Source organism: Microbacterium sp. Z6_144, assembly GCF_057197625.1.
Window position 1 is genome coordinate 604,904 of the sequence record NZ_JBXVPT010000001.1, and the last position, 21,049, is coordinate 625,952.

The following is a 21,049-nucleotide window of genomic DNA, read 5'->3' on the forward strand; positions in this document are numbered from 1 at the left end:
CTGCGCGCGCCTCAGCGAGAGCGCACCCAGGCGTAGGTGATCTCGGGCCGGCCGGGGGTGCCGTGGCGGGGCACGCGGGTCGTACGGCCTTCCTCGACGAGGTGCTCGAGGTAGCGGCGCGCCGTGACGCGCGATATCCCTTCGGCCTCGGCCACCTCGGTCGAGGAGAGGGCCCCGCCGGCCTCGCGCACCCGCGCCGCCACGGCGACCAGCGTCTCCTCGGACAGGCCCTTGGGGAGGGGAGGCGGGGTAGCCCGGAGCGTCCCCAGCAGCGCATCCACCTCCGACTGCGTGGCGGCTCCCTGGGCCTGGGCCATCCCCACGACGTAGGTGCGGTACGACTCGAGTCGCTCGCGGAAGACCGCGAAGGTGAAGGGCTTGATCAGGTAGTGCACCACGCCGATGGAGACCGCCGCCCGCACCGTCGCGGCGTCCCGGACCGCCGTGACCGCGATGATGTCGACCTCGGCGCCGTGGGCGCGGGCCAGGCGCGCGATGTCGAGTCCGCCGCCGTCTGGAAGGGTCAGGTCCAGCAGCACGAGGTCGACGGCGCGGCGGGGGTCGGTCAGGGCAGCCAGAGCCGCGCGCGCGCTGGAGGCGACGCCCGCGACCTCGAACCCCTCGATGCGCTGGAGGTACGCGGTGTGGAGTTCGAGTGCGAAGGCGTCGTCGTCCACGACCAGCACCCGGATCACGGTCGCACCCCGGGAAGCCGCACGCGCACGCACGTCGGGGGTCCATCGACACGGAGGGAACCGTGATGTGCCGTCACGATGTCGCGCACGAGGGCCAGGCCCACTCCCCGCGTCCCGCTGGCACCGGCCGGCTTGGTGGTCGCACCGAACGCGAACGGGTCGGGGAGGCTCCGCGCGAAACCCGGCCCGCTGTCGGTCACCGACAGCTCGACATCGTCGCCGGCCTCGCGCAGGTCCACGCGCACCCAGCGTGGCTCCGGGGCGCCCGCAGCGGCATCGAGAGCGTTGTCGACGAGGTTGCCGAGGATGGTCACGGCGTCCGCCGCGGGGATGCCCAGGGGCGGCGTGGACGGGGCCACGTCGACATCCAGTGACACGCCGCGCTCCGCGGCGTCGTCGAGCTTGCCGAGCAGGAGCGCCGCGACGACGGCGTCGGGCGATCCGGCGACGAGGCGATCGGCCAGCCCTTGCCGATGCTGCGAGCGCTCGGTGAGAAGCGCGCGAGCGTCGTCCACGCGGTCGAGCTCCAACAGGGCGAGGATCGTGTGGAGCCGGTTGCCGTGTTCGTGGGTCTGGGACCTGAGCGTCTCGGTCAGCGTGCGGACGCTCTCCAGCTCTCCCATGAGCGCCTGCAGTTCCGACCGGTCGCGGAGCGTCATGACGTGCCCGCGCTCGGAGGTGCGACGCCCGCGGAGATCACGGACCTCCTCCTGATTGACGAGGAGGACGCGGGCACCGGCGACGACGGTCTCCTCGACCATCCGGCGCCCTTCGCGCAGCGCATCCCGCAACACCGGGGGGATGCCGGCCTCGCCGGGGTCGAGGCTGACCAGCCCCGTGCGCGCGGGGGGAAGGCCGAGGAGGGCGGCGGCCTCATCGTTGTAGAGGCGGATGCGGCCCTCGCCATCGGTGACGACGAGGCCCTCGCGGATGGAGTGCAGCACGGTCTCGTAGTTCTCCACCATGCGCGTCAGCTCGTCGGTCGTCAGTTCGCCGGCCACCCGACGCGCGGAGCGCCGCACGAACACCGCGCCCAGAAGGCCGAGACCTACGATGGCCCCCGTCACGACCACGATGAGCGGGACCCGCGGTGCCAGCTGGGCCTGCACGGATTCGAGCGTCTCACCCACCGACACCAGGCCCACCACCTCACCGTCGTCCTGGATCGGCGCGATCGTCCGCACCGACGGCCCGAGCGTCCCCTCGTACACCTCGGTGAAGGTCCGCCCCGCAAGGGCCGGTGCCCTGGACCCGAGGTAGGGCTCCCCGATCTCCTCCGGGTTGCGGTGCGTCAGGCGGATGCCATCGGGGTCCATGATCGTGACGAACGAGACGTCGGCATCGTCCATCACCTCCTCCGCGATGCGCTGCAGCCCGACGGAATCGCCCTCGGCCGTCAGGGCGGCCACGGCCGGCTCATGGGCGAGGGTCTCGGCCACCGAGCGCGTGACGGCCTCCGCCTCCCGCCGGCCGGAGTCGGCGAGCTGGACGCCGAGGACGATCGAGAGCACCGCGCCGGTGGCCACCGCCGTGCCCAGCGCGACCAGCGCCAAGCGGCCACCCACGGTGAGTCTCACGCCACACACCCTTCCGCCCCGCCTCAGCGCGCGCCGTGAACAATACGACCACAACTGGTCGGGGGCGTCCCGGTTCCTCCACAGTCGAGGCAGCAACGGCACCCGCCGGGCTCGACGACGACGTTGGAAGAGGGGATGGGCGCTGATGGCTCTGTCACTCCGCACCGCACGACACGGGCGACCCCGGAAGAGGATCGACCGCAATCATTGGCTCTATATCGCGGTCATCGTGGCCGTGGTGCTCGGCATCGTCGTGGGCCTCGCGGCGCCCGGCCTCGGCGTCGCGCTCGAGCCGATCGGCCAGGGCTTCGTGAGCCTCATCAAGATGATGATCGCCCCGGTGATCTTCTGCACCATCGTCGTGGGCATCGGATCGATCGCGAAGGCCGCCACCGTGGGGAAGATCGGGGGCCTCGCGCTGGGGTACTTCCTGGTCATGTCCACCTTCGCCCTGGCGATCGGGCTGGTGGTCGGCAACATCATCCACCCCGGCGAGGGGCTGGACATCGGCGGAGCGGCCTACGAGGTGGAAGGCGAAGCGGAGAGCACCGAGGAGTTCGTCCTCGGGATCATCCCGACGACCTTCTTCTCCGCCTTCACCGGCGGCAGCATCCTGCAGGTGCTGTTCATCGCGCTGCTGGTGGGCTTCGCGCTGCAGCGGATGGGCGAGCGTGGCGCGCGCATGGTCGAGGCCGTCCGGAGCTTCCAGGTGCTGGTCTTCCGCATCCTGGGCATGATCCTGTGGCTGGCGCCCCTGGGGGCGTTCGGGGCGATCGCCGCCGTTGTGGGTCGGACGGGATTCCAGGCGGTGGTGAGCCTCGGCGTCCTGATGCTCGCGTTCTACCTCACGTGCTTCCTGTTCATCTCCCTCGTGCTGGGCGTGATCCTGTGGGCGGTCACACGCATGAACGTCTTCCGCCTCATGGGGTACCTCGCCCGGGAGTACCTGCTCATCGTGGGCACGTCGTCCTCGGAGTCGGCCCTGCCGCGGCTCATCGCGAAGATGGAGCACCTCGGCGTCTCGCGTCCCGTCGTGGGCATCACCGTCCCGACGGGGTACTCGTTCAACCTGGATGGCACGGCCATCTACCTCACGATGGCCTCGCTGTTCATCGCGACGGCGATGGGCCAGCCCATGTCGCTGGGGGAGCAGATCGGCCTGCTCGTGTTCATGATCATCGCCTCCAAGGGCGCCGCGGGCGTCACCGGAGCGGGTCTGGCCACGCTCGCCGGCGGCCTGCAGGCCTACCGTCCCGACCTCGTGGACGGGGTGGGAGTGATCGTCGGTATCGACCGGTTCATGTCGGAGGCGCGCGCCGTGACGAACTTCACCGGCAACGCCGTGGCGACCGTTCTCATCGGCCGGTGGACGAAGCAGTTCGATGCGGATCGGGCGCGAGAGGTGCTGGCGGGCCGCCTGCCCTTCGACGAATCCATGCTCACGGGAGATCCGGCCGGCGCCGCCGCTCAGGAGCAGGACCGGGTCGGCGGCGACCCCGACGGAGAGCCGCCCGTGGACACGCGGGCGCTCGACGCGTTCCGGGCGCGCGCTGCCGCGGCGCAGCCCACCGAGCGCGGCTGATACCGCGGGATCCGGCCGGCGACTTTCGGCGTCGCGGGCCGGATCAGGAGGGGTGGTGGGGGCGACGCATCCGGATGCGGAAGCGCCGGCGGCGGCGCTCGAGAGGCGGCGCGGATGCGGCGGCCGCCGCCATGCGCGCGTCTCGTCTGGCCTCCCACGCGGCGACATCGGCGGCGACGTCACGCGTCGGGGTCACCACGGGCGGTCCGCCCAGCAGCTGACGGCGCGCCTCGATGACGCGGCGGTTGAAGTCCTCGACCGCCTCTCGCACGTCGCTCTCGCGAGAAAGCGCGTCCAGCCGCTCCTCCATCTCGGCGTGCTCGACGCGCAGGGTGAGGGCGGGCGGCCCGAGACCGGTGAGCTTCTCGGTGGCGATCTTGCGGCGGATCCACCAATCCGGGTCGTGGCTCTCGCCGAGGCCCGGTAGCGGTTTCCCGGCGCCGGGGAGGTTCTCGAAGTCGCCCCGGCGGATGGCCTGCTGGATCGAAGTCTCCACATACGCGGTGCGCTCGGCCGCGCTCGAGCCGCGCTCGGGTGCCTCGGCCTCGCGCATCTCCGCCAGGGCCGCGGCATCCTCGGGCGACAGGCGTCCCGCGCGCGCTTCCCGCTCCAGGCGGTACCGCGCGGCGGCCTGCCTCGGATCCTCGCTCATCAGCACCTCCACAGGGATCTGCATCGAGCCTAGAACGGCCTGGGCGCGGGGGCTCCGGGGCATGCGCGCGGGCCGGCGCTCGCGCGCTAGGGTGAGCGGCGCGGCCGGGGCGCCGCGGGAAGGCGGCAGCATGGGCGAGGACGCGCGCGCCGGTTCCCCGCGCGCCGCCCGCGCGGGCGTGCGCGATGTCGCCCGGGCCGCGGGCGTCTCCCCGCAGACGGTGTCCCGCGTGCTCAACGGTCACCCCAGCATCCGCGACGACACGCGAGCCCGCGTGCTCGAGGCCGTCGCCGCGCTCGGGTACCGGATGAACAACGCCGCCCGCTCGCTGGGAACGAGCACGACCCGGACGCTCGGCGTGGTGGCTTCGGATGCCGCACTCTACGGCCCGTCGGCCGGAATCGCCGCGCTCGAGAGCGCCGCCCGCGCGAACGGGCGCTGGGTCGCCACGGCCTACGCCGACGCGGCCGATGCGGCGTCCGTGGTCGCCGCCGTGCAGCACCTGCTGTCTCAGGGGGTGGACGGCATCGTCCTGGTGGCAGCCCACACCCGCACGAGCGAGGCGGTCGCCGCGGCCGGGGCCGGCGTGCCGGTGATCGCCCTGCACGACGAGGCCGGCGCCGACCGGCAGGCGGAGGGAGCGGCCCTGGCCGTCCGGCACCTGGTCGGCCTCGGACATCGGCGGATCGCCGAGGTGAGCGGCCCGGCCGACTGGACCGAAGCCGTGGCGCGCTCACGGGGGGTCGCCACCGCCCTCGCCGAGGCCGGCCTCGACCCGGCCGGCCGGTGGGAGGGCGACTGGAGCGCCGCGGCGGGCGCCGCCGCAGCCGCTGCCGTGGCCGAGGCCGCGGCGCGTCCGGGAGGCCCGACGGCGGTCGTGACGGCCAACGATCAGATGGCGCTCGGACTGATCGCAGGGCTCCGCGCTCGTGAGGTCGAGGTGCCCGCCGCCGTCAGCGTCGCGGGGTTCGACGACAACCCGGATGCCGCCTTCTATCGCCCGGCGCTGACCACGGTGCGCCTCGACCTGGCCGGGGAGGCGCGTCGGGCCGTCGCCGCGGTCATCGGAGAGCCGCAGGTGGTCGCCGGCCCCGCACCGCCGCGGCTGATCGAACGGGCGTCCACGGCGGTCCCGCCGCGGTCCGGCCCCTGACCGCTCGCGCCCACCCGGTCGCGCCCACCCCCCTCGCGCCAGCCGGATGATACCGGTAACATTTTGCCAGAGATCTCGCCCGCAGACGATGGAGCCCCCGTGACGATTCCCGCCGAGACCGCCGGAGCCGACCGCATCCGGAGCCAGATCCTGTCCGGCCGCACGGTGCTCGGCATCGAACTCGGCTCGACCCGGATCAAGGCCTGCCTGGTCGGCGAGGACCCCGCGGAGGTCATCGGAGTCGGCAGCGCGGCGTGGGAGAACGAGTACGTCGATCGCACGTGGACGTACTCGCTGGATGCGGTGGACGAGGGGCTGCGCGCCGCCTATGCCGACCTTCTCGGCGACGTGGAACGCCGGTACGGCGTCCGGCCGGAGACGTACGCGGCGATGGGCGTCTCGGCGATGATGCACGGCTACCTCGCCTTCGATGGCGCGGGCGAGCTCCTCGTCCCCTTCCGCACGTGGCGCAACACGTCGACCGGTGCGGCCGCGGCCGAGCTCACCGAGCTGTTCGGTGTGAACATCCCCCTCCGGTGGTCCATCGCGCACCTGCACCAGGCGGTCCTGGACGACGAGCCGCACGTGCCCCGCATCCGCTCGCTCACCACGCTCGCCGGATACGTTCACGAGCGACTGACCGGTCGTCGCGTCCTCGGTGTCGGTGACGCGTCGGGGATGTTCCCCATCGACCCGGCGACGAAGACCTACGACCGCGCGCTGCTCGCGAGCTACGACGAGGCCGCGGCCGGCTCGGCCCTGGCCGCACCCCTCGCCGACCTCCTGCCCGAGGTGCTCGTCGCCGGTCGGCAGGCGGGTTCGCTCACCGCCGAGGGGGCGGCCCTGCTGGATCGGAGCGGGACCCTTCGCCCCGGCATCCCGCTCTGTCCGCCCGAGGGCGACGCCGGAACGGGAATGGTCGCCACCCACTCCGTCGCCGCGCGCACGGGGAACGTCAGCGCGGGCACCAGCATCTTCGCGATGGTCGTCCTCGAGCGGCAGCTCGGCCACGTGCACGAGGAGATCGACCTCGTCACCACGCCCGCGGGCGATCCCGTCGCAATGGTCCACTGCAACAACGGGGCGAGCGAGCTCGGCGCGTGGGCCGGCGTCTTCGGCCGGTTCGCCGAGGCATCCGGCGCCTCGCTGGACGCCGATGCCGTGTTCGCCACGCTGCTGACCGAGGCGCTGGCCGGAGAACCGGATGCCGGCGGAGTGCTCGCCTACAACCATCTCTCCGGCGAGCCGATCGCGGGGCTCGAGGAGGGCCGACCGCTCATCGTGCGCACCCCGGGCAGCAGCCTCACCCTCGCGAACCTGATGCGCGCCCAGGTCTACGGCGTCTTCGGCACGCTGAGCCTCGGAATGCGCATCCTCGCCGAGGAGGGCGTGCACCTCGACCAGATCTATGCCCACGGCGGCATCTTCCGCACCGCCGGTGTCGCCCAGCGGTTCCTCGCCGGTGCGCTGGACGCTCCCGTCTCCGTCGCCGAGACGGCATCGGAGGGGGGCGCGTGGGGCATCGCGGTGCTCGCGGCGTACCTCGCCGAGGCGTCGCGCACCGACCTGGACGGTTACCTGAGCGAGCGGGTCTTCGCCGGGGCCGCGGTCACGACCCTCACTCCCGACCCGGTCGACGTCGCGGGGTACGCGGACTACCTGGAGCGGTACCGCGCCGGCCTTGCGGCCGAGGCGGCCGCGGTCGCCTCCCTGTAAGCCTCCTCCCAGCCCTCACGCCTCCCAGCCGACTCCCCGAAGGGACATCACCCCGATGACACGCACGCCGCTCTCCTCCTCCCTGGATGCCTACGAGGTCTGGTTCGTCACCGGAAGTCAGGCCCTGTACGGCGACGAGACGCTCCGCCAGGTCGCCGAGCAGTCGCAGGTGGTCGTGGCCGGGCTCGACGGTCTGCCCGTGAGGGTGGTCTGGAAGCCGGTGCTGACGGATGCCGACAGCATCCGCCGGCTCGCCCTGGACGTCAACGCGCGCGACGAGGTGATCGGCGTGATCGCATGGATGCACACCTTCAGCCCGGCCAAGATGTGGATCGGCGGTCTGGACGCCCTCCGTAAGCCCTTGCTGCACCTGCACACGCAGGCGAACGTGGAGTTGCCGTGGTCGGAGATCGACTTCGACTTCATGAATCTCAACCAGGCCGCGCACGGCGACCGCGAGTTCGGGTACATCCAGACCCGCCTCGGGGTGGCCCGCAAGACCGTCGTCGGCCACGTGTCGAACCCGGCCGTACGTCAGCAGGTGGAGGACTGGCAGCGCGCCGCTGCGGGCTGGGCCGCCGCGCGCTCGCTCAAGCTCGCGCGGTTCGGCGACAACATGCGCTACGTCGCGGTGACGGAGGGGGACAAGACCGAGGCGGAACTGCGCTTCGGCGTCCAGGTGAACACCTGGGGCGTCAACGAGCTCGCCGAGGCCGTCGCCGCCGCATCCGATGCCGACATCGACGCCCTCGTGTCCGAGTACGAGGAGCTGTACGACGTCGCGCCCGAGCTCCGCGCCGGCGGCGAGCGTCACGAGTCGCTGCGCGACGGCGCCGCCATCGAGCTGGGTCTGAGGTCGTTCCTCGAGGAGGGCGGCTTCGGGGCGTTCACGACGAGCTTCGAAGACCTCGGCGCCCTGCCGCAACTACCCGGCCTCGCCGTGCAGCGGCTCATGGCCGAGGGCTACGGCTTCGGCGCGGAGGGCGACTGGAAGACGGCGATCCTCGTGCGCGTCGCCCACGTCATGGGCGCGGGCCTCCCCGGCGGGGCGAGCCTCATGGAGGACTACACGTACGACCTCGTCCCCGGAGACGAGAAGATCCTCGGCGCGCACATGCTCGAGGTGTCGCCCTCGCTGACGACCGCCCGGGCACGCCTGGAGGTGCATCCCCTCGGGATCGGCGGTAAGGACGACCCGGTGCGCCTGGTGTTCACGGCCGACCCCGGCCCCGCGCTCGTGGTCGCGATGAGCGACATGCGCGACCGGTTCCGTCTGGTGGCCAACGTCGTCGAGAACGTCGACGCACCCGACCTGCCGAAGCTCCCCGTCGGCCGGGCCGTGTGGAAGCCGCAGCCCGACTTCGCCACGTCGGCCGGATGCTGGCTCGCCGCGGGAGCCGCCCATCACACGGTCATGACCACGGCCGTGGGCATCGAGGTCTTCCGCGATTTCGCCGAGATCGCGCGGACCGAGCTCGTCGTGATCGACGAAGACACCACCGTGCGCGGATTCCAGCACGAGCTGCGGTGGAACCAGGCCTACTACCGACTCGCGCAGGGACTCTGACATGGGACGCACGCCCCTCTCCGGCACGCAGCACGTCCTGCGTGCCGGCGACGCCGAGGCCGTCATCGCCGGGGTCGGCGCATCCCTGCGCTGCTACACCCACCAGGGCCGCGATCTGGTCGTGCCCTTCGATGCCGACGAGGTGAGGCCCGGCTATCGCGGCGTCACTCTCGCTCCCTGGCCGAACCGCGTCGTCGAGGGGCGGTACGCGTTCGACGGGGGAGAGCAGATTCTGCCGCTCACCGAGCGTTCTCGCGGGCACGCCCTGCACGGCCTCCTCGCGTGGACCGATTACGGCGTGCTCGACAAGGGACCGAGCCATGTGACGCTGGCAGCGACCGTCGAGGCGCAGACCGGATACCCGTGGCGGGTGCTGGTGGAGACCACGTTCGCGCTGACCGCTCACGGGCTCACGCAGAGCGTCCGGGCGCGCACCGACGGAGATTCTCTCGCCCCGTGGGGCACGGGACCGCACCCGTACCTCGTCGGAGGAGACGGGCGCGTGGATGACTGGACGCTGCACCTCCCCGCCTCCCGCGTGCTGGAGGTGACCCCCGACCGGCTGATCCCGACGCGCCTCGCTGACGTGGAGACCGATCCCGAGCGCTTCGACTTCCGGGACCCGCGCCGGATCGGCCAGGCCGAGATCGACCATGCGTTCACGGGGCTGCACCGCGACGCGGACGGCACCGCGACGGTGACAGTAACGGATGAGGCGGGCCGGGGAGCGGCGATCACCTGGGGTGCGGCGTGCTCGTGGGTGCAGGTGCACACCGCGGACCAACCAGAGGGCGAGGCGTCGCCGGCCCATCGGAGAGGGCTGGCGGTCGAACCCATGACGTGCGCCCCGGACGCCTTCAACGCCGACCGCTACGACTTCGACCCGGGTCTCCTGACCCTCGAACCCGGCGGCGATCCGCTCGAGGCGAGCTGGACGATCCGTCCGATCGGGTGAGGCCGGTTCAGTGCCCGTCGTGCGTGACGGCGGGCACGCTGCCGTCACCGCGGATGAGCACGGCGTCCTGGGTGGCGCCCAGCGCCGGGGTGACCACGACCGACAGCACTGCCGCAGCGAGGATCAGGCCCCATACGCTCATGGCGCTGTCAGTTCGAACGGCCCGGCGACGCTCGCGGGCGGCATAGACGGCCACGACGAGCACGAGGGCCATGGCGGCCCCGACGGCGAACACGCTCGTGTGTGCAGGGGAGAGCACGAGGAGCATCGCCCCCAGCAGCATCCCCGTCACTGCGGCGGCGAGGACGATACGGGGGATCAGGACGTGGCCGCGGACGAGGCTCGCGGTTCCCCACGCCAGCCACGACAGACCGAGGGCGACCAGCAGCACGCCCGCACCGCGGGTGGCGGCCGAGCCGTCCGGTCCGACGACACCTCCCGCCCCGAGGGCGGCGAGGATCAGGCCGGCGCCCCACGCGGCCACGGCCGGCCAGGAGCCGGTGAACGCGACCGGCGCCGCCCCCGCGCGCGATGATGGCGCGGGGGCGGTGCCGGAGGACGCGATCAGGGTCACGCGGGTCGCTTACGCGGTGCGGGTGCGGCTGTCGCGGACCGACTTGTCTGCGGCCAGGCCTACGCCCAGCAGGATGATGGCGCTGGCCAGGTGCAGGAAGTGGTCGGCCACGTTCAGCGCGAGGAAGTTCGCCGGGCCCTGAAGGAAGAAACCGACGATTCCCAGAAGCAGGTAGGCGGCACCGACGATCACGTTGACCGTCTTGGCCGGGCGCACTCCGGCGATCCCGCCGATGAGCAGTGCCGCGCCGATGAGCAGGTGCGCGATGTTGTGCAGCGGGTTGACCTGGAAGATGCCCAGCAGCAGGCCGCCTTCCGGGCCCACGAAAGCGACATCACCGGTGACGGTGAAGCCGAGCAGACCGATGAGCACGTAGACGGCGCCGAAGATGACGGCAACGAGACGATTCGGTGATGAGCCCATGAGGACCTCCCTGTGTAGGACGCGGCCGAGCCGCATGTTCAAGTGGTTCGGTTCGGTGCAGGAAACGGATTGCCCGCCCTCGGGAGGTGACGAGCCGCGTAGTGAAGGGCCCCGACGATCCGAGGCCTTCCAGGTGGCAGGCGCGACGCGACGCTCAGGGGTCGCGGCGCAACTGCTCGCCCATTTCGTGGCGGTGCTCGGGGTTACCGCCCTCGGCGTCGGCCCGGCGGGTGTCAGCAGCGGGCTGGCTGTTGTCGGCCTTGTCGTTGCTGCCGTCTTTCGCATCCTCGAAGGCTTCCTTCGCCTTGCGTGCGGCCTCGCCCGCGGCGTTCTTGGCGTCATCCATGAGTCCCATGTCTCCTCCTTCCGCAAGAGCTGTTGCCCTGAAGCTAGAGGCGGACCCGGGGGGCCGGAGACGGGGTTGCGTGACGACGGAGGTCGCGGTATGTGCCGCCTCGGCTCGCGGTGCTCGACGAACGACCCGGGCGCCCGGCCCGCGAGTTGCTAGCCTCGAACATGAGGAGGTGGGCGTTGGGGCGGACGTCGGATGCTGTCGCGGAGGGCGTATCGATCGCCTCGTCCGCCGCGCGACTGACCGTGCGCAACCACATCCTCGTCGAGACGATCGCCGGCGGAGCGACGTTCGACCGCGACGCGCTGGCGGCCTTCGCGCGCGAGACGCTCCTCTCCCTCGCCGAGGAGCAGGAGCGCGCCGCCGACCGCATGCGGGACCTTCGCCGCGGAGCATGGGGCAAGTACTCCACCTCCAGCGGCACCCACGACTACCGCGACCGCGATACCCGCAACCTCCGTCGTCGTCGCAAACAGTACGCCGGGGTGGCCCGCGAACTGCGCGCATGGGCGGACGACGCAGAGCGGGTCTCTGCACTGGTCGACACCGCGCGGGCAGCGGCATGGGGCGACGTCGAGGCCAATCTGCAGCGCCGCCTCGCGGTGGAGGGGATGACGGCGGACGCCGACCCCGACTACGAACGCATGCGCAAGGCGCGGATGGATGCGCTGCGGATGGTGGACCTCCCGAAACTGGCGTCGCAGGCCCGCCGGCGCCGCACCGCGGCGGACGACGTGCCGTCCTGAGGGCGGGTCGAGGGCGGGATGCAGAAATCCCCCGGTTCTCCGTAGAGAGCCGGGGGATTTCTTCACTGTCTCAACACAGTGTGCGCCCGAAGGGACTCGAACCCCCAACCTTCTGATCCGTAGTCAGATGCTCTATCCATTGAGCTACGGGCGCACGGCCTCCGCGCGAAACGGCGCGCAGGCCTCATTGAGAGTACCTCACTCTGCGCCGCCCCCGCGAATCGGGGCCGCGCTTCGGGAGCCCTCCCGCCGCTCGCATTCTCGCGGTCCCGAGGCGCCCGGGCGTACCCTGAACGCATGAGCGCCTACGTTTCGGCGTTCGAGCTGTTCTCCATCGGCATAGGACCCTCGAGCTCCCACACGGTCGGCCCGATGCGCGCCGCGGGCGACTTCGTCACGCGACTCCAGGTGTCGGGCGCCCTCGAAAGCACGGCATCCATCGGATGCGCGTTGTACGGCTCGCTCGGCGCCACCGGCCTCGGCCACGGAACGCCCGACGCGATCGTGGCCGGCCTCCACGGGCACGTGCCGGAGACGGTCGATCCGGCGGTGGTGCGCGCGGCGTGGAGCGGATGGCCCGAGGGGCAGTCGCTGCTCCTCGGCGGTCGGCATCCCATCGCCTTCGTCAAGGACGACATCGTCTTCGCTCCGCGCACGCGGCTGCCGGGGCGTCCGAACGCCCTGACGTTCGTCGCCCGCCGCAGCGGGGGAGAGGTGCTCGCGGAGGAGACGTACTACTCCGTGGGCGGCGGCTTCATCCGGCGCGACGGTGAGCCGCCGCGCGTGAGCGCCTCCCGTTTCCCGCTCGATTTCGATGACGCGGCGGGGCTGCTCATGCTCTGCGACGACCAGGGCATCACGATCGCCGAAGCAGCGCGCCGCAACGAGGTGTCGCTGCGCGACGATGCCGAGATCGCCGCGGGCCTGGACCGCCTGTGGGACGCGATGGCCGCGAGCGTTAACGAGGGCCTGCGTGCCGACGGCGTGCTCCCGGGGATGCTCCGGGTCAAGCGCCGTGCGTCGGCGATCCGCGCTCAGCTCGAGGAGGTCGAAGCCGACGGCCGGCGCGAGCTTCCGGGGGAGTGGCTCGGCGCGTTCGCGCTGGCGGTGAACGAGCAGAACGCATCCGGCGGGCGCGTCGTCACGGCGCCCACCAATGGGGCGGCCGGGATCGTTCCGGCGGTGGCGATGTACTGGTGGCGGTTTCTCGCCGATTCGGGGCTCGGCTCCGGCAACGCCGTGACGCCGTACGGCGAGCTGGTGGGCAGCGCCCTCCTCGGGTACGACGGCCACGCGACCTCCCGCGCGGATGCGGCGGCTTGGGACGACGCGCGCGTCGCCGAGGCGAACCGCCGCCGGGGCATCCGCCGGTTCCTCCTGACGGCGACGGCCCTCGGTTCCCTCTTCAAGGCGAACGCGTCGATCTCCGGGGCCGAGGGCGGGTGCCAGGCCGAAGTCGGTTCGGCGTGCGCCATGGCCGCCGGGGGACTCACCGCCGTCATGGGCGGCACCAACCGTCAGATCGAGAACGCCGCGGAGATCGCGATGGAGCATCACCTGGGGCTGACGTGCGACCCGGTCGGCGGGCTCGTGCAGATTCCGTGCATCGAGCGCAACGCCATCGCCTCATCCACCGCGGTCGCCGCGGCGCGGCTCGCGCTGCGCGGAGACGGGTCGCACTACGTCTCGCTCGACACGGTGGTCGAGACGATGCGGCAGACGGGCATCGACATGTCCACGAAGTACAAGGAGACGAGTGAAGGCGGTCTCGCCGTCAACGTCATCGAGTGCTGAGCGGCTCAGTACTCCGTGGCACGCGGCTTGCGGAGCTTCGCGGTCAGATCACGCAGGGTCTCGAGCTCGTCGTCGCTCAGGAGCGACATCCTCTCGGCGATCGACGTCGCGTGCACTGCAGCGATCCGGCGGAACAGACTCACGCCGGCATCGGTGGCGCGTACGAGGGCGCCGCGCCCGTCGTCGGGATCCGGGCACTTCTCGATCAGTCCGCGGGCGGCCATCCGGTCGACGAGCCGCGAAACGCTCGGCTGGCTGATCAGCATGTTCGCGGTGACGTCGCGCAGTCGCGCCGTCATGTCGGGTGCGCGGCTGACGGTGAGGAGCACGTCGTACTCCCCGTGCCCCAGATCGGGCCCGGCGAAGTCGAGCTGCAGCTCTTCGAACACCTCGTGCTGCGCGCGGAAGAGGCTCTCCCAGGCATCGACGGCGAGGCGGCGGTCGGTCATACCGACAAGGTTACGGCGCACACGACCCGCCTAGGCTGAGCGGCATGAAGCAGATTCGGCGCCGGGCGGCGGTCCTGATCATCGTCATGGCCTCGCTCATGGGTGGCGTCGTCGCCTCACCTGCCCTCGCCGATGTGAACGACTTCACGTTCGCGAGCATGGACGCCGATTACACCCTCACCCGGGCCGAGGATGGCACGAGCGAGGTGCGGGTGGTCGAGACCTTCGTCGCGGTCTTCCCGCAGAGCGACCAGAACCGCGGGATGCAGCGGGTACTGCCGGAGACCTATCTCGACGCACCGCTGGAGCTCGACGTCGAATCGGTGACCGACGCCGACGGGCGTGCTCGGCCGGTCGAGACAGACAGCGACGACGGGAACCTCATCATCACTTCCCGCGCCGACGACTACGTCCATGGCGAGCAGACGTACGTCTTCACGTACACGATGCGCAACGCCGTCCACTTCTTCGACGACACGGATGCGGACGAGTTCTTCTGGAACGTCAACGGCCTCGACTGGCAGCAGCCTTTCGGCCGGGTGACGGCCAGCCTTCACGTGGACCCCGACCTCGCCGCCGAGCTCACCGGTGACCAGGCCTGCTACGCCGGCCCTCGCGGCTCGACGGCCCCGTGCCCCATCGCCGCGGAGACGGACGCCGACGGCTCGGTGACGGTGCGGGCCGAGGCGACCGATCTCGGCCCCCGGGAGACCCTCACCGTCGCGGTCGGGTTCGCCCCCGGGACGTTCACGCCCTTCGACGCGTCGTATTTCGCCTCCCCATGGGGGTGGCTGCAGGCGCTCAGTGGACTGGTCGTGCTCGGGGCGCTCGCCTGGGCGATCGTGGTCAGGGTGCGCCGCCTCGCGGATGCCCCCGGCCGCCCGACGGTCATCGCCGAATACACCCCGCCCGTCGTCGTGGATGCGCTGGAGAGCGCCGTGCTCCTGGGCAAGCCGGCGAAGGCGATCCCGGCCGAGGTGCTCGAACAGGCCGTGGTCGGCAGCATCCGCATCGTCGAGGGGAAGCGCCGGTGGCTCGGCGGTGTAGACCTGGAGGCCCATCTCGTGGACCGCGGGCGGGCCGATGGCGACGGGCGGATGCTGCTGGACGGACTGTTCGGCGACAGCGCCCCGGCGGGCGCGGTGTTCTCGTTCGGACGTCAGGACACACGCCTGTCCACCGCCGCGCGCGGGATCCTCGCGGCCGCGGGGAAGGAGCTCGCCCGGCGCGGTCTCCGCCGCGACGTGCCCCTCCGGGAGAGAGCCTTTCCGGTGGTGCTTGCCTTCGCGGCTGCCGCAGCGGTCGTCATGTTCGGCGTGCTCGCCTTGAGTGCGAGCGTGATCGCGTGGGTGCCCGTGGTCGTGATGATCACGGCGGTCCTCGTGCTCTTCGCCGTCGGCGGCCTCGTCTCGCGGAAGCCGCTCACCGCTCTCGGGGCGGAGACGCGTGACCACCTCGCGGGTCTGAGGCTCTTCATCGAATGGACCGAAGCCGACCGCATCCGCATGCTGCAGTCCCCGGGCGGTGCGGAGCGCGTGCCCGTCGATGCGAGCGATCCGCGGCAGATGCTCCGGATCTACGAGGCGTTGCTGCCGTACGCGGTGGTGTTCGGACAGGAGAAGGACTGGGCGGAGCGACTGGCCGTGCTGTACGACTCCACCGGGACGCCTGGCTGGTACGTCGGAACCTCCGGCTTCAGCGCGTCGGCGTTCTCCTCGGGGATCGGGACGCTGTCGAGCGCGTCGTCTGCGGCGTCCACGTCGGGCGGATCGACCGGCGGCGGTTCGGCCGGAGGCGGCGGCGGGGGCGGCGGGGGTGGCGGCGTCTGAGGGCTCGCTCTGGCGGACTGTGACGGAGCGCGGCGGGTTCCGGACCGGACTGCCCTCCGTTCTCAGGTGACGGCGGTGACGAGGCCGCTGAGTCGGCGGGTGGGGGAGCCGGGGGTGGGGCGCCATCGTGCGGCGGGGTCCAGCCACCGGGGGGCACGGATCCAGGGGGTGCCGTGGATCATCCGGACGTCCCATCCGCTGGTTTCGAGGGTGCGATGGTGGAACCAGCACAGCGTGACGCCGTTGTCGGTGTGGGTGGGCCCGCCCCTGGCGGCGGGCTCGACGTGGTGGATTTCGCACCACGCGGCGGGGACGCGGCATCCCGGGGTGATGCAGGTTCCGTCTCGGGTGGCGATGGCCCGTCGTTGGTGGGCGGTGAAGATGCGTTGCGGGGCGCCCAGTTCGATGATCCGCCAGTCCGGCCCGAAGACGATGCGTTGGATGGCGCCGGCGCATCCGGTGTGCCGGGCGACGGTCGCGGGAACCGCGCCGGTGTCATCGGCGTCGCGGGAGAGGACGAAGGCGACGCCGCGCGGCTGGTCGAGCTGGTCGGCCGGCACGGCCACGACCAGGGTGGGCGGTGAGCCTCCGAGGGTGGGGAGCCCGTCCATCCCGGCGGCGACACCCAGGGCGCCGGCGAACGCGTCATGCCGGCGCTGGGCGGGGGTCCGTGGGTCGCGCGGGACGTCATCGGGATCACGGTCGTCCCGGTCGGGCGCGAAATGGGGACCGTCGGGGGAGGTGACCTTCGGGTTCAGGTATGCGTCGAAGAGGCGCTGCAGCTGCGCGGCGACATCGGGGAGGAGGTCGCCGTGCAGCGGTACGACGCCGCCGTGCTCCCGTCCGATGGTGAGCCCGCGGGCCCTCAACGCGCGTTGCTCATCCGGGAGGGTGCCATCGGGGTCGAGGTAGAGCGCCCAGGTCTTGGCCATGATGGCGACCTCATCCGCGCCGACCGGGAGTGCGTCACCGGCGCCGGTGGCGGCGTCCACCAGTGCTTCCTCGGCGGCGGCGAAGGCGTGGTCATCGACGGTGGCGCACCCGTCCCGGATCGGTGCGAGCGCGGCCACGATCGCCAGGACCGCGTCCACACCGAGCAACCCCGACGCGAACGCGGCCGCCACCAGGGGGAACGCCGCCGGCAGCTGACCGCCCGTGAGCGCCGCGCGCGGCCGCAGGGGAGCTGCGGCCCGCATCCGGGTGCGCGCGGCAGCGGCCGAAACGCGGGTAACCCGCTCGACCAGTTCGCCCGGCGTGCGGCATCCCCGTCGCGCGGAGAGCCGGTCATCCCCCAGCTCGGGGCGAGATCGGTCGGCGATCTCGCCGGCGAGGGTCGCCCGCGCCGCATCCAGCAGCCGGCCCAGCTCCTCGACCTCCACGGTCTGACGCAGCAGCACGTCGTCGCCCACGGTGTCGGCATTCAGCCCACCGAGCAGCGCCCGCAACCCTTGGCGGAGGTCATCCACGAGGGCGGTGCGATCGCTGTCGAGCATGCCCCCATTGTCGCGCGGACCACCGACATCCACGCCGGGTACGCCCTGGTCAGGAGCTCTTTTCTGGGGATAACTCCGCCCGCGGTCACCGGGGGAGGAGAAGTCGCTCGGGGGCAAGAGTAAGGGCCGGTCGGAGAGGCTTCCGACCGGCCCTTGTCCCTTGCACCAAGAGTGTCCTGCAATCACATGTCGGTAGCTGCCACAGCAAACAACTACCGTGCGTGAACTCTATAACGGTGAGGTAACGGGAGGGAAGGGCTCGCCGTTATCTTTTTGTGATTTGGAGGGCGGTGTTCGTGCGGCGGTCATGCGCTTTGTCAGCGCTGCCATGCAGGTTGTCAGTGGCGCCATCGAGCCGCCCCGGGTGCCATGGAGATGTCAGCAACTCGATCGGTAGTGGTCTCGAGGAGTTGGAGGCGGCTCGCCATGCGGAAGGCATCGGGCCGTTTGGATACGTCCGCGAGGAAGCCGGACAGATCGACCGTCGAGGAGAATCGCACTGGGATGTCGGCGTCTACCAGCACGTCGATGACGTTGATGAAGCGCTGTTGAGCCTCGGCGTCGACTGTCCCAAATGAGGGGATGTCGGTGATGGCCCACCGTGAGAAGGACTGTGCCCAGTTCAGGTACTCAACCGTCGAGGTCGCTGCCGAGCACAGCTGGTCGAACGTGGCGACCAACTCGCCGTCGTCGACTGACGTCACCGTGAATGCTCGTCCCTTCACAACAGTGAGGGTCTGCTGTTCAGGCGCGGCGGAACGGGCGGGTGCCATCGTCCAGGTGCCGGCGGCGAAGCCGTGGTCGTGCTCTTCGTTGGTGCTGCGATAGTCGACGGGGCCGGCGAGGTTCCACACGTCCATGTGTTTCTTGATGAGCGCGATACCGGGCTCGACGATGTGGTGCCAGATCGGATTCGGGAGTAGGTCGTCCGGGGCGTAGTTGGAGGTCGCGAGTACGGTCAGGCCGCGCTGGAAGACATGATCGAGAAGGCGGGTGAGGAGTCGGGCGTCGCCGGAGTCGTGGACGTGGAGCTCGTCAAAGAAGAGCAGGCGGCTGTTCTGCGTGATGTCGTCGATCGCGCGTTCGACGGCGTTTCGTTCGATTCGGTGATTGTGGATGTTGCGGTGCAGTTCGTCGAAGAAGCCATGGGAATGCACGCGGGTCTTCTGGGCCAACGGGAGCTCCGCATAGAAGGCGTCAGCGAGCCAGGACTTGCCTCGCCCGGCATCGCCATGAATGTAGAGGCTGCGCGTCGACGAGCGCCGCAAGGAGCTGCGATCGAGATCTGTGCCGAGAGTCGCCATCCGCTCGAGTAACGCTTGCTGACCGGCATCGAGAGCGAAGCCATCGCGGGCTGCCGCTTTGTCGACGCCAACAACGAGCCTGTCCTTCGATCGCACTCCTTGAGAGTGCCACACGACCACATGGCGTCGACTACTGACAGGTTCTGTGGCGACGGCGCCCTGCCGAGCGTGAAACTGTCCCGCGAAATCTTGCGGGGTACCGGCCGCCGGCAGCGACAAAGTGCGCGGCGTCGAACGGTCCGGTGCCAACCCATCTGTAGTTTTTGCCACTCGGAGACTTCGTCTTTCAGCTGGGACTACGACGTCATCGCCGACACCTCCAAGTCCCGGACCTAGGTCCGGGAACGCCATCCCTCTAGGAGAAGCCGCAGTGCGCGCCCGCCGAGGTGGCGCGCCTGGGCCGGTCCGACCGTTCCGAGGCGACCGAGTGCGGCGATGCCGTATAGAGTGCCCCAGATGATCTCGTAGGCCTCTTGCGCTTCGAGCTCGACTTGATGCGTCTCGGCCCAGTCGTCCACGAGCTTCGACAGGACCCCTATGACCGGCGCAGCGGCGGCCCGGCGCTCGTCGGCACCGAGTGTGGTGTCGTTCATCGCTTCGAAGAGGTGCTCGTTCTCGCCGGCGAATCGCAGGTACTCCGAGGCTGCAGCCGCCAGGCGCTCATCAATGTCGATGTCACTCGGTACGGCCTCCATCCGCCTCAGGAGCTCGCCGTACCCCTGGCGGACGAGTTCGCCGATGAGGGCGTCCTTGTTGGCGAAGTGCTGGTAGATGACCGGCGCGGTGTAGTCCATGGCCTCGGCCACCCGGCGCATCGTCACGCCCCCCGAGCCTTCTGTCTCGAGAAGGTGCCGTGCCGACGAGACGATCCGCTCACGCACGCCCGTCTTTTCTTGATTGCGCCGCTCTTTGCTGGGCACGTCAGCCTCCTTTCCGTCTTTCGAACCGTATCGGGTGCGCTGTTGACAGCCGGTGTGGAGCCTGTAGTCTAACGTCGTTAGGTACTCTAACAACGTTAGAACAGAGGCGAGCATGATCTTTCACATCAACCGAGCGACGTTGAAGCCCACCACGACACCCCAGCAGGTCGAGGCCGCACTGGCCGGCTGGCACACCATGGGCGAGACCATCCCCTCGGTCCGCTCCTCCGTCGTGGGCCGCGACCACGGCGGTGACTACTCGTACAGCTGCGTCTTCGTTCTGGACGACCTCGAGGGCTTGTTCGAGTATCTGACCCACCCGGCCACCTACGCCACAGACGCCATCGGCCTCGAGCTGGTCGAGCGCCTGGACATCTTCGACATCAGCGACGACAACGACCCCGAGCTCGGCGCGAAGATCGAGGAGCTGCACCGGCGCCGCAACGAAGACAACCCCACCATCGTGGATCTTCTCGGTGAGGTGCCGACGTTCCGCGGCGCCGGCCTCAAGGCCTGAACCCACCTGCTTCGGCAGACACCTCTCGCGTCGACGGTCCGGCTCAGCCGCTCCTCACGCACCACGGGTGCCAAGCGACACCAACCGCGGCCCGTCTGTGGCGGGCCGCCACCACCGCATAACCGATCGAACTCGACGCACCGAACGGTGGGATACCCCCATCGAACACGACAAGAAAGAACTGATGGATATGACTGCTGTACTCAACGACGCAGACCCGGGCCAGCGATCCGTACTGGCCGATCGCATTGGCCGCACCCTGATGGGCTTCAACGCCCTCCTCACCGTCGGAGCGGTGATCTACGGGGTGACCCAGATGCTCCAGGCCTCACCCGACACTCTCGTCGTGGAAGCGTGGCGCACCTTCGGGTTCCTGATCTTCCTGTCCCTGAACCTCATGGTCGCGCTCTGGCCGCGCAAAATCGCGGGCGCATGGGAACTCATCCTCCTCCACAAGATCGCCGTCACCGTCTTCGCCATGGCCGTCGGAGGTGCCAACGAAGCCGAAGCAACCGCATGGATCGACGGATGGCTCGTCATCACCACCATCGGCGCCTACGTGCTCACCCGAGGATGGCTCGCATGGGGAACCCTCCGCACGACTCGTCCTGACGTCCGAAACCTTCCCACAGTGCACGCGTGAACCGGCCCGTCTCCTGATCCAGCGAAGGCCCCCTGCACGTGTCGACACTGCTCCACACCCAGGGGGTCTTCGTGACCCCGGCCGCTTTCCGAACGAGCTGCGAACGTG

At 70.6% G+C, this 21,049-nt stretch carries 20 protein-coding genes and 1 tRNA gene; 10 read left to right on the forward strand and 11 right to left on the reverse strand.

Translation table 11 applies throughout. From position 1 onward, the window contains the following. Nucleotides 1–11: 11 nt before the first annotated feature. Together AC2DGY_RS02945 and AC2DGY_RS02950 are read right to left on the reverse strand one after the other, a co-directional pair. The gene (locus AC2DGY_RS02945; protein WP_484508207.1) at nt 12–695 is read right to left on the reverse strand and encodes a response regulator; all 684 of its coding nucleotides are present in this window, start codon (nt 693–695) and stop codon (nt 12–14) included. After that, complete coding sequence (locus AC2DGY_RS02950) at nt 692–2,272, reverse strand: sensor histidine kinase (RefSeq protein ID WP_484508208.1); 1,581 nt, start codon at nt 2,270–2,272, stop codon at nt 692–694. The genes AC2DGY_RS02945 and AC2DGY_RS02950 overlap by 4 nt, the downstream gene beginning before the upstream one ends. A 145-nt stretch (nt 2,273–2,417) precedes the next feature. Between AC2DGY_RS02950 and AC2DGY_RS02955 the strand changes: the two genes are divergently transcribed. Next, entirely contained in the window at nt 2,418–3,854 is a 1,437-nt protein-coding gene (locus AC2DGY_RS02955) for a cation:dicarboxylate symporter family transporter (RefSeq protein ID WP_484508209.1), read from the forward strand. A 43-nt stretch (nt 3,855–3,897) separates the two neighbouring features. Here AC2DGY_RS02955 and AC2DGY_RS02960 read toward each other — a convergent pair whose 3' ends face one another. Next, complete coding sequence (locus AC2DGY_RS02960) at nt 3,898–4,530, reverse strand: DnaJ family domain-containing protein (protein ID WP_484508210.1); 633 nt, start codon at nt 4,528–4,530, stop codon at nt 3,898–3,900. 106 nt (nt 4,531–4,636) lie between these two features. Here AC2DGY_RS02960 and AC2DGY_RS02965 point away from each other — a divergent pair, with 106 nt between their 5' ends. The 4 genes from AC2DGY_RS02965 to AC2DGY_RS02980 all read left to right on the forward strand — a co-directional run bounded on the left by AC2DGY_RS02965 (nt 4,637) and on the right by AC2DGY_RS02980 (nt 9,897). Next, a complete protein-coding gene (locus tag AC2DGY_RS02965; RefSeq protein ID WP_484508211.1) occupies nt 4,637–5,659 on the forward strand; it encodes a LacI family DNA-binding transcriptional regulator in 1,023 nt (340 codons plus the stop codon). Nucleotides 5,660–5,758: 99 nt separating this feature from the next. Beyond that, on the forward strand, nt 5,759–7,375 hold the full coding sequence (locus AC2DGY_RS02970) for a xylulokinase (RefSeq protein ID WP_484508212.1): 1,617 nt from the start codon (nt 5,759–5,761) through the stop codon (nt 7,373–7,375). 55 nt (nt 7,376–7,430) lie between these two features. Further along, on the forward strand, nt 7,431–8,942 hold the full coding sequence (araA, locus tag AC2DGY_RS02975) for an L-arabinose isomerase (RefSeq protein WP_484508213.1): 1,512 nt from the start codon (nt 7,431–7,433) through the stop codon (nt 8,940–8,942). A 1-nt stretch (nt 8,943) separates the two neighbouring features. Then, nucleotides 8,944–9,897, forward strand: coding sequence for an aldose 1-epimerase family protein (locus AC2DGY_RS02980; protein WP_484508214.1), 954 nt, complete (start codon nt 8,944–8,946; stop codon nt 9,895–9,897). A gap of 7 nt (nt 9,898–9,904) precedes the next feature. Here AC2DGY_RS02980 and AC2DGY_RS02985 read toward each other — a convergent pair whose 3' ends face one another. The 3 genes from AC2DGY_RS02985 to AC2DGY_RS02995 all read right to left on the reverse strand — a co-directional run bounded on the left by AC2DGY_RS02985 (nt 9,905) and on the right by AC2DGY_RS02995 (nt 11,249). Continuing rightward, nucleotides 9,905–10,471 (reverse strand): hypothetical protein, encoded by a 567-nt coding sequence (locus AC2DGY_RS02985; protein ID WP_484508215.1) that lies wholly within the window; start codon nt 10,469–10,471, stop codon nt 9,905–9,907. A gap of 9 nt (nt 10,472–10,480) precedes the next feature. Then, on the reverse strand, nt 10,481–10,894 hold the full coding sequence (locus AC2DGY_RS02990) for a DUF4383 domain-containing protein (protein WP_484508216.1): 414 nt from the start codon (nt 10,892–10,894) through the stop codon (nt 10,481–10,483). Between the two features lie 154 nt (nt 10,895–11,048). Next, entirely contained in the window at nt 11,049–11,249 is a 201-nt protein-coding gene (locus AC2DGY_RS02995; RefSeq protein WP_484508217.1) for a hypothetical protein, read from the reverse strand. A 161-nt stretch (nt 11,250–11,410) separates the two neighbouring features. Here AC2DGY_RS02995 and AC2DGY_RS03000 point away from each other — a divergent pair, with 161 nt between their 5' ends. Then, entirely contained in the window at nt 11,411–11,992 is a 582-nt protein-coding gene (locus tag AC2DGY_RS03000; RefSeq protein ID WP_484508218.1) for an asparagine synthase, read from the forward strand. Between the two features lie 81 nt (nt 11,993–12,073). Here the strand turns inward: AC2DGY_RS03000 and AC2DGY_RS03005 are convergent. Further along, a tRNA-Arg gene (locus tag AC2DGY_RS03005) sits at nt 12,074–12,146 on the reverse strand. Between the two features lie 143 nt (nt 12,147–12,289). On the opposite strand from AC2DGY_RS03005, the gene AC2DGY_RS03010 reads away from it, so the two are divergent. Then, nucleotides 12,290–13,786: an L-serine ammonia-lyase, iron-sulfur-dependent, subunit alpha gene (locus AC2DGY_RS03010; RefSeq protein ID WP_484508219.1), complete on the forward strand. Its 1,497-nt coding sequence runs from the start codon at nt 12,290–12,292 to the stop codon at nt 13,784–13,786. A 5-nt stretch (nt 13,787–13,791) separates the two neighbouring features. Here AC2DGY_RS03010 and AC2DGY_RS03015 read toward each other — a convergent pair whose 3' ends face one another. Beyond that, nucleotides 13,792–14,235 (reverse strand): MarR family winged helix-turn-helix transcriptional regulator, encoded by a 444-nt coding sequence (locus AC2DGY_RS03015; RefSeq protein ID WP_484508220.1) that lies wholly within the window; start codon nt 14,233–14,235, stop codon nt 13,792–13,794. Nucleotides 14,236–14,279: 44 nt separating this feature from the next. Here AC2DGY_RS03015 and AC2DGY_RS03020 point away from each other — a divergent pair, with 44 nt between their 5' ends. Next, nucleotides 14,280–16,064, forward strand: coding sequence for a DUF2207 domain-containing protein (locus AC2DGY_RS03020; protein ID WP_484508221.1), 1,785 nt, complete (start codon nt 14,280–14,282; stop codon nt 16,062–16,064). 62 nt (nt 16,065–16,126) lie between these two features. On the opposite strand, the gene AC2DGY_RS03025 is transcribed toward AC2DGY_RS03020, so the two are convergent. The 3 genes from AC2DGY_RS03025 to AC2DGY_RS03035 form a co-directional block, all read right to left on the reverse strand. Next, nucleotides 16,127–17,557: an HNH endonuclease signature motif containing protein gene (locus AC2DGY_RS03025; RefSeq protein WP_484508222.1), complete on the reverse strand. Its 1,431-nt coding sequence runs from the start codon at nt 17,555–17,557 to the stop codon at nt 16,127–16,129. Between the two features lie 338 nt (nt 17,558–17,895). Continuing rightward, nucleotides 17,896–18,957 carry a cell division protein ZapE gene (gene zapE, locus AC2DGY_RS03030; protein ID WP_484508223.1) on the reverse strand — a complete coding sequence of 354 codons (1,062 nt, stop codon included), beginning with the start codon at nt 18,955–18,957 and terminating at the stop codon, nt 17,896–17,898. A 236-nt stretch (nt 18,958–19,193) separates the two neighbouring features. Beyond that, nucleotides 19,194–19,781 (reverse strand): TetR/AcrR family transcriptional regulator, encoded by a 588-nt coding sequence (locus tag AC2DGY_RS03035; protein WP_484508224.1) that lies wholly within the window; start codon nt 19,779–19,781, stop codon nt 19,194–19,196. 112 nt (nt 19,782–19,893) lie between these two features. On the opposite strand from AC2DGY_RS03035, the gene AC2DGY_RS03040 reads away from it, so the two are divergent. Both AC2DGY_RS03040 and AC2DGY_RS03045 read left to right on the forward strand, forming a co-directional pair. Then, nucleotides 19,894–20,298 (forward strand): Dabb family protein, encoded by a 405-nt coding sequence (locus AC2DGY_RS03040; RefSeq protein ID WP_484508225.1) that lies wholly within the window; start codon nt 19,894–19,896, stop codon nt 20,296–20,298. Between the two features lie 184 nt (nt 20,299–20,482). After that, nucleotides 20,483–20,941, forward strand: coding sequence for a hypothetical protein (locus tag AC2DGY_RS03045; protein WP_484508226.1), 459 nt, complete (start codon nt 20,483–20,485; stop codon nt 20,939–20,941). The last annotated feature ends 108 nt before the right edge of the window (nt 20,942–21,049 follow it).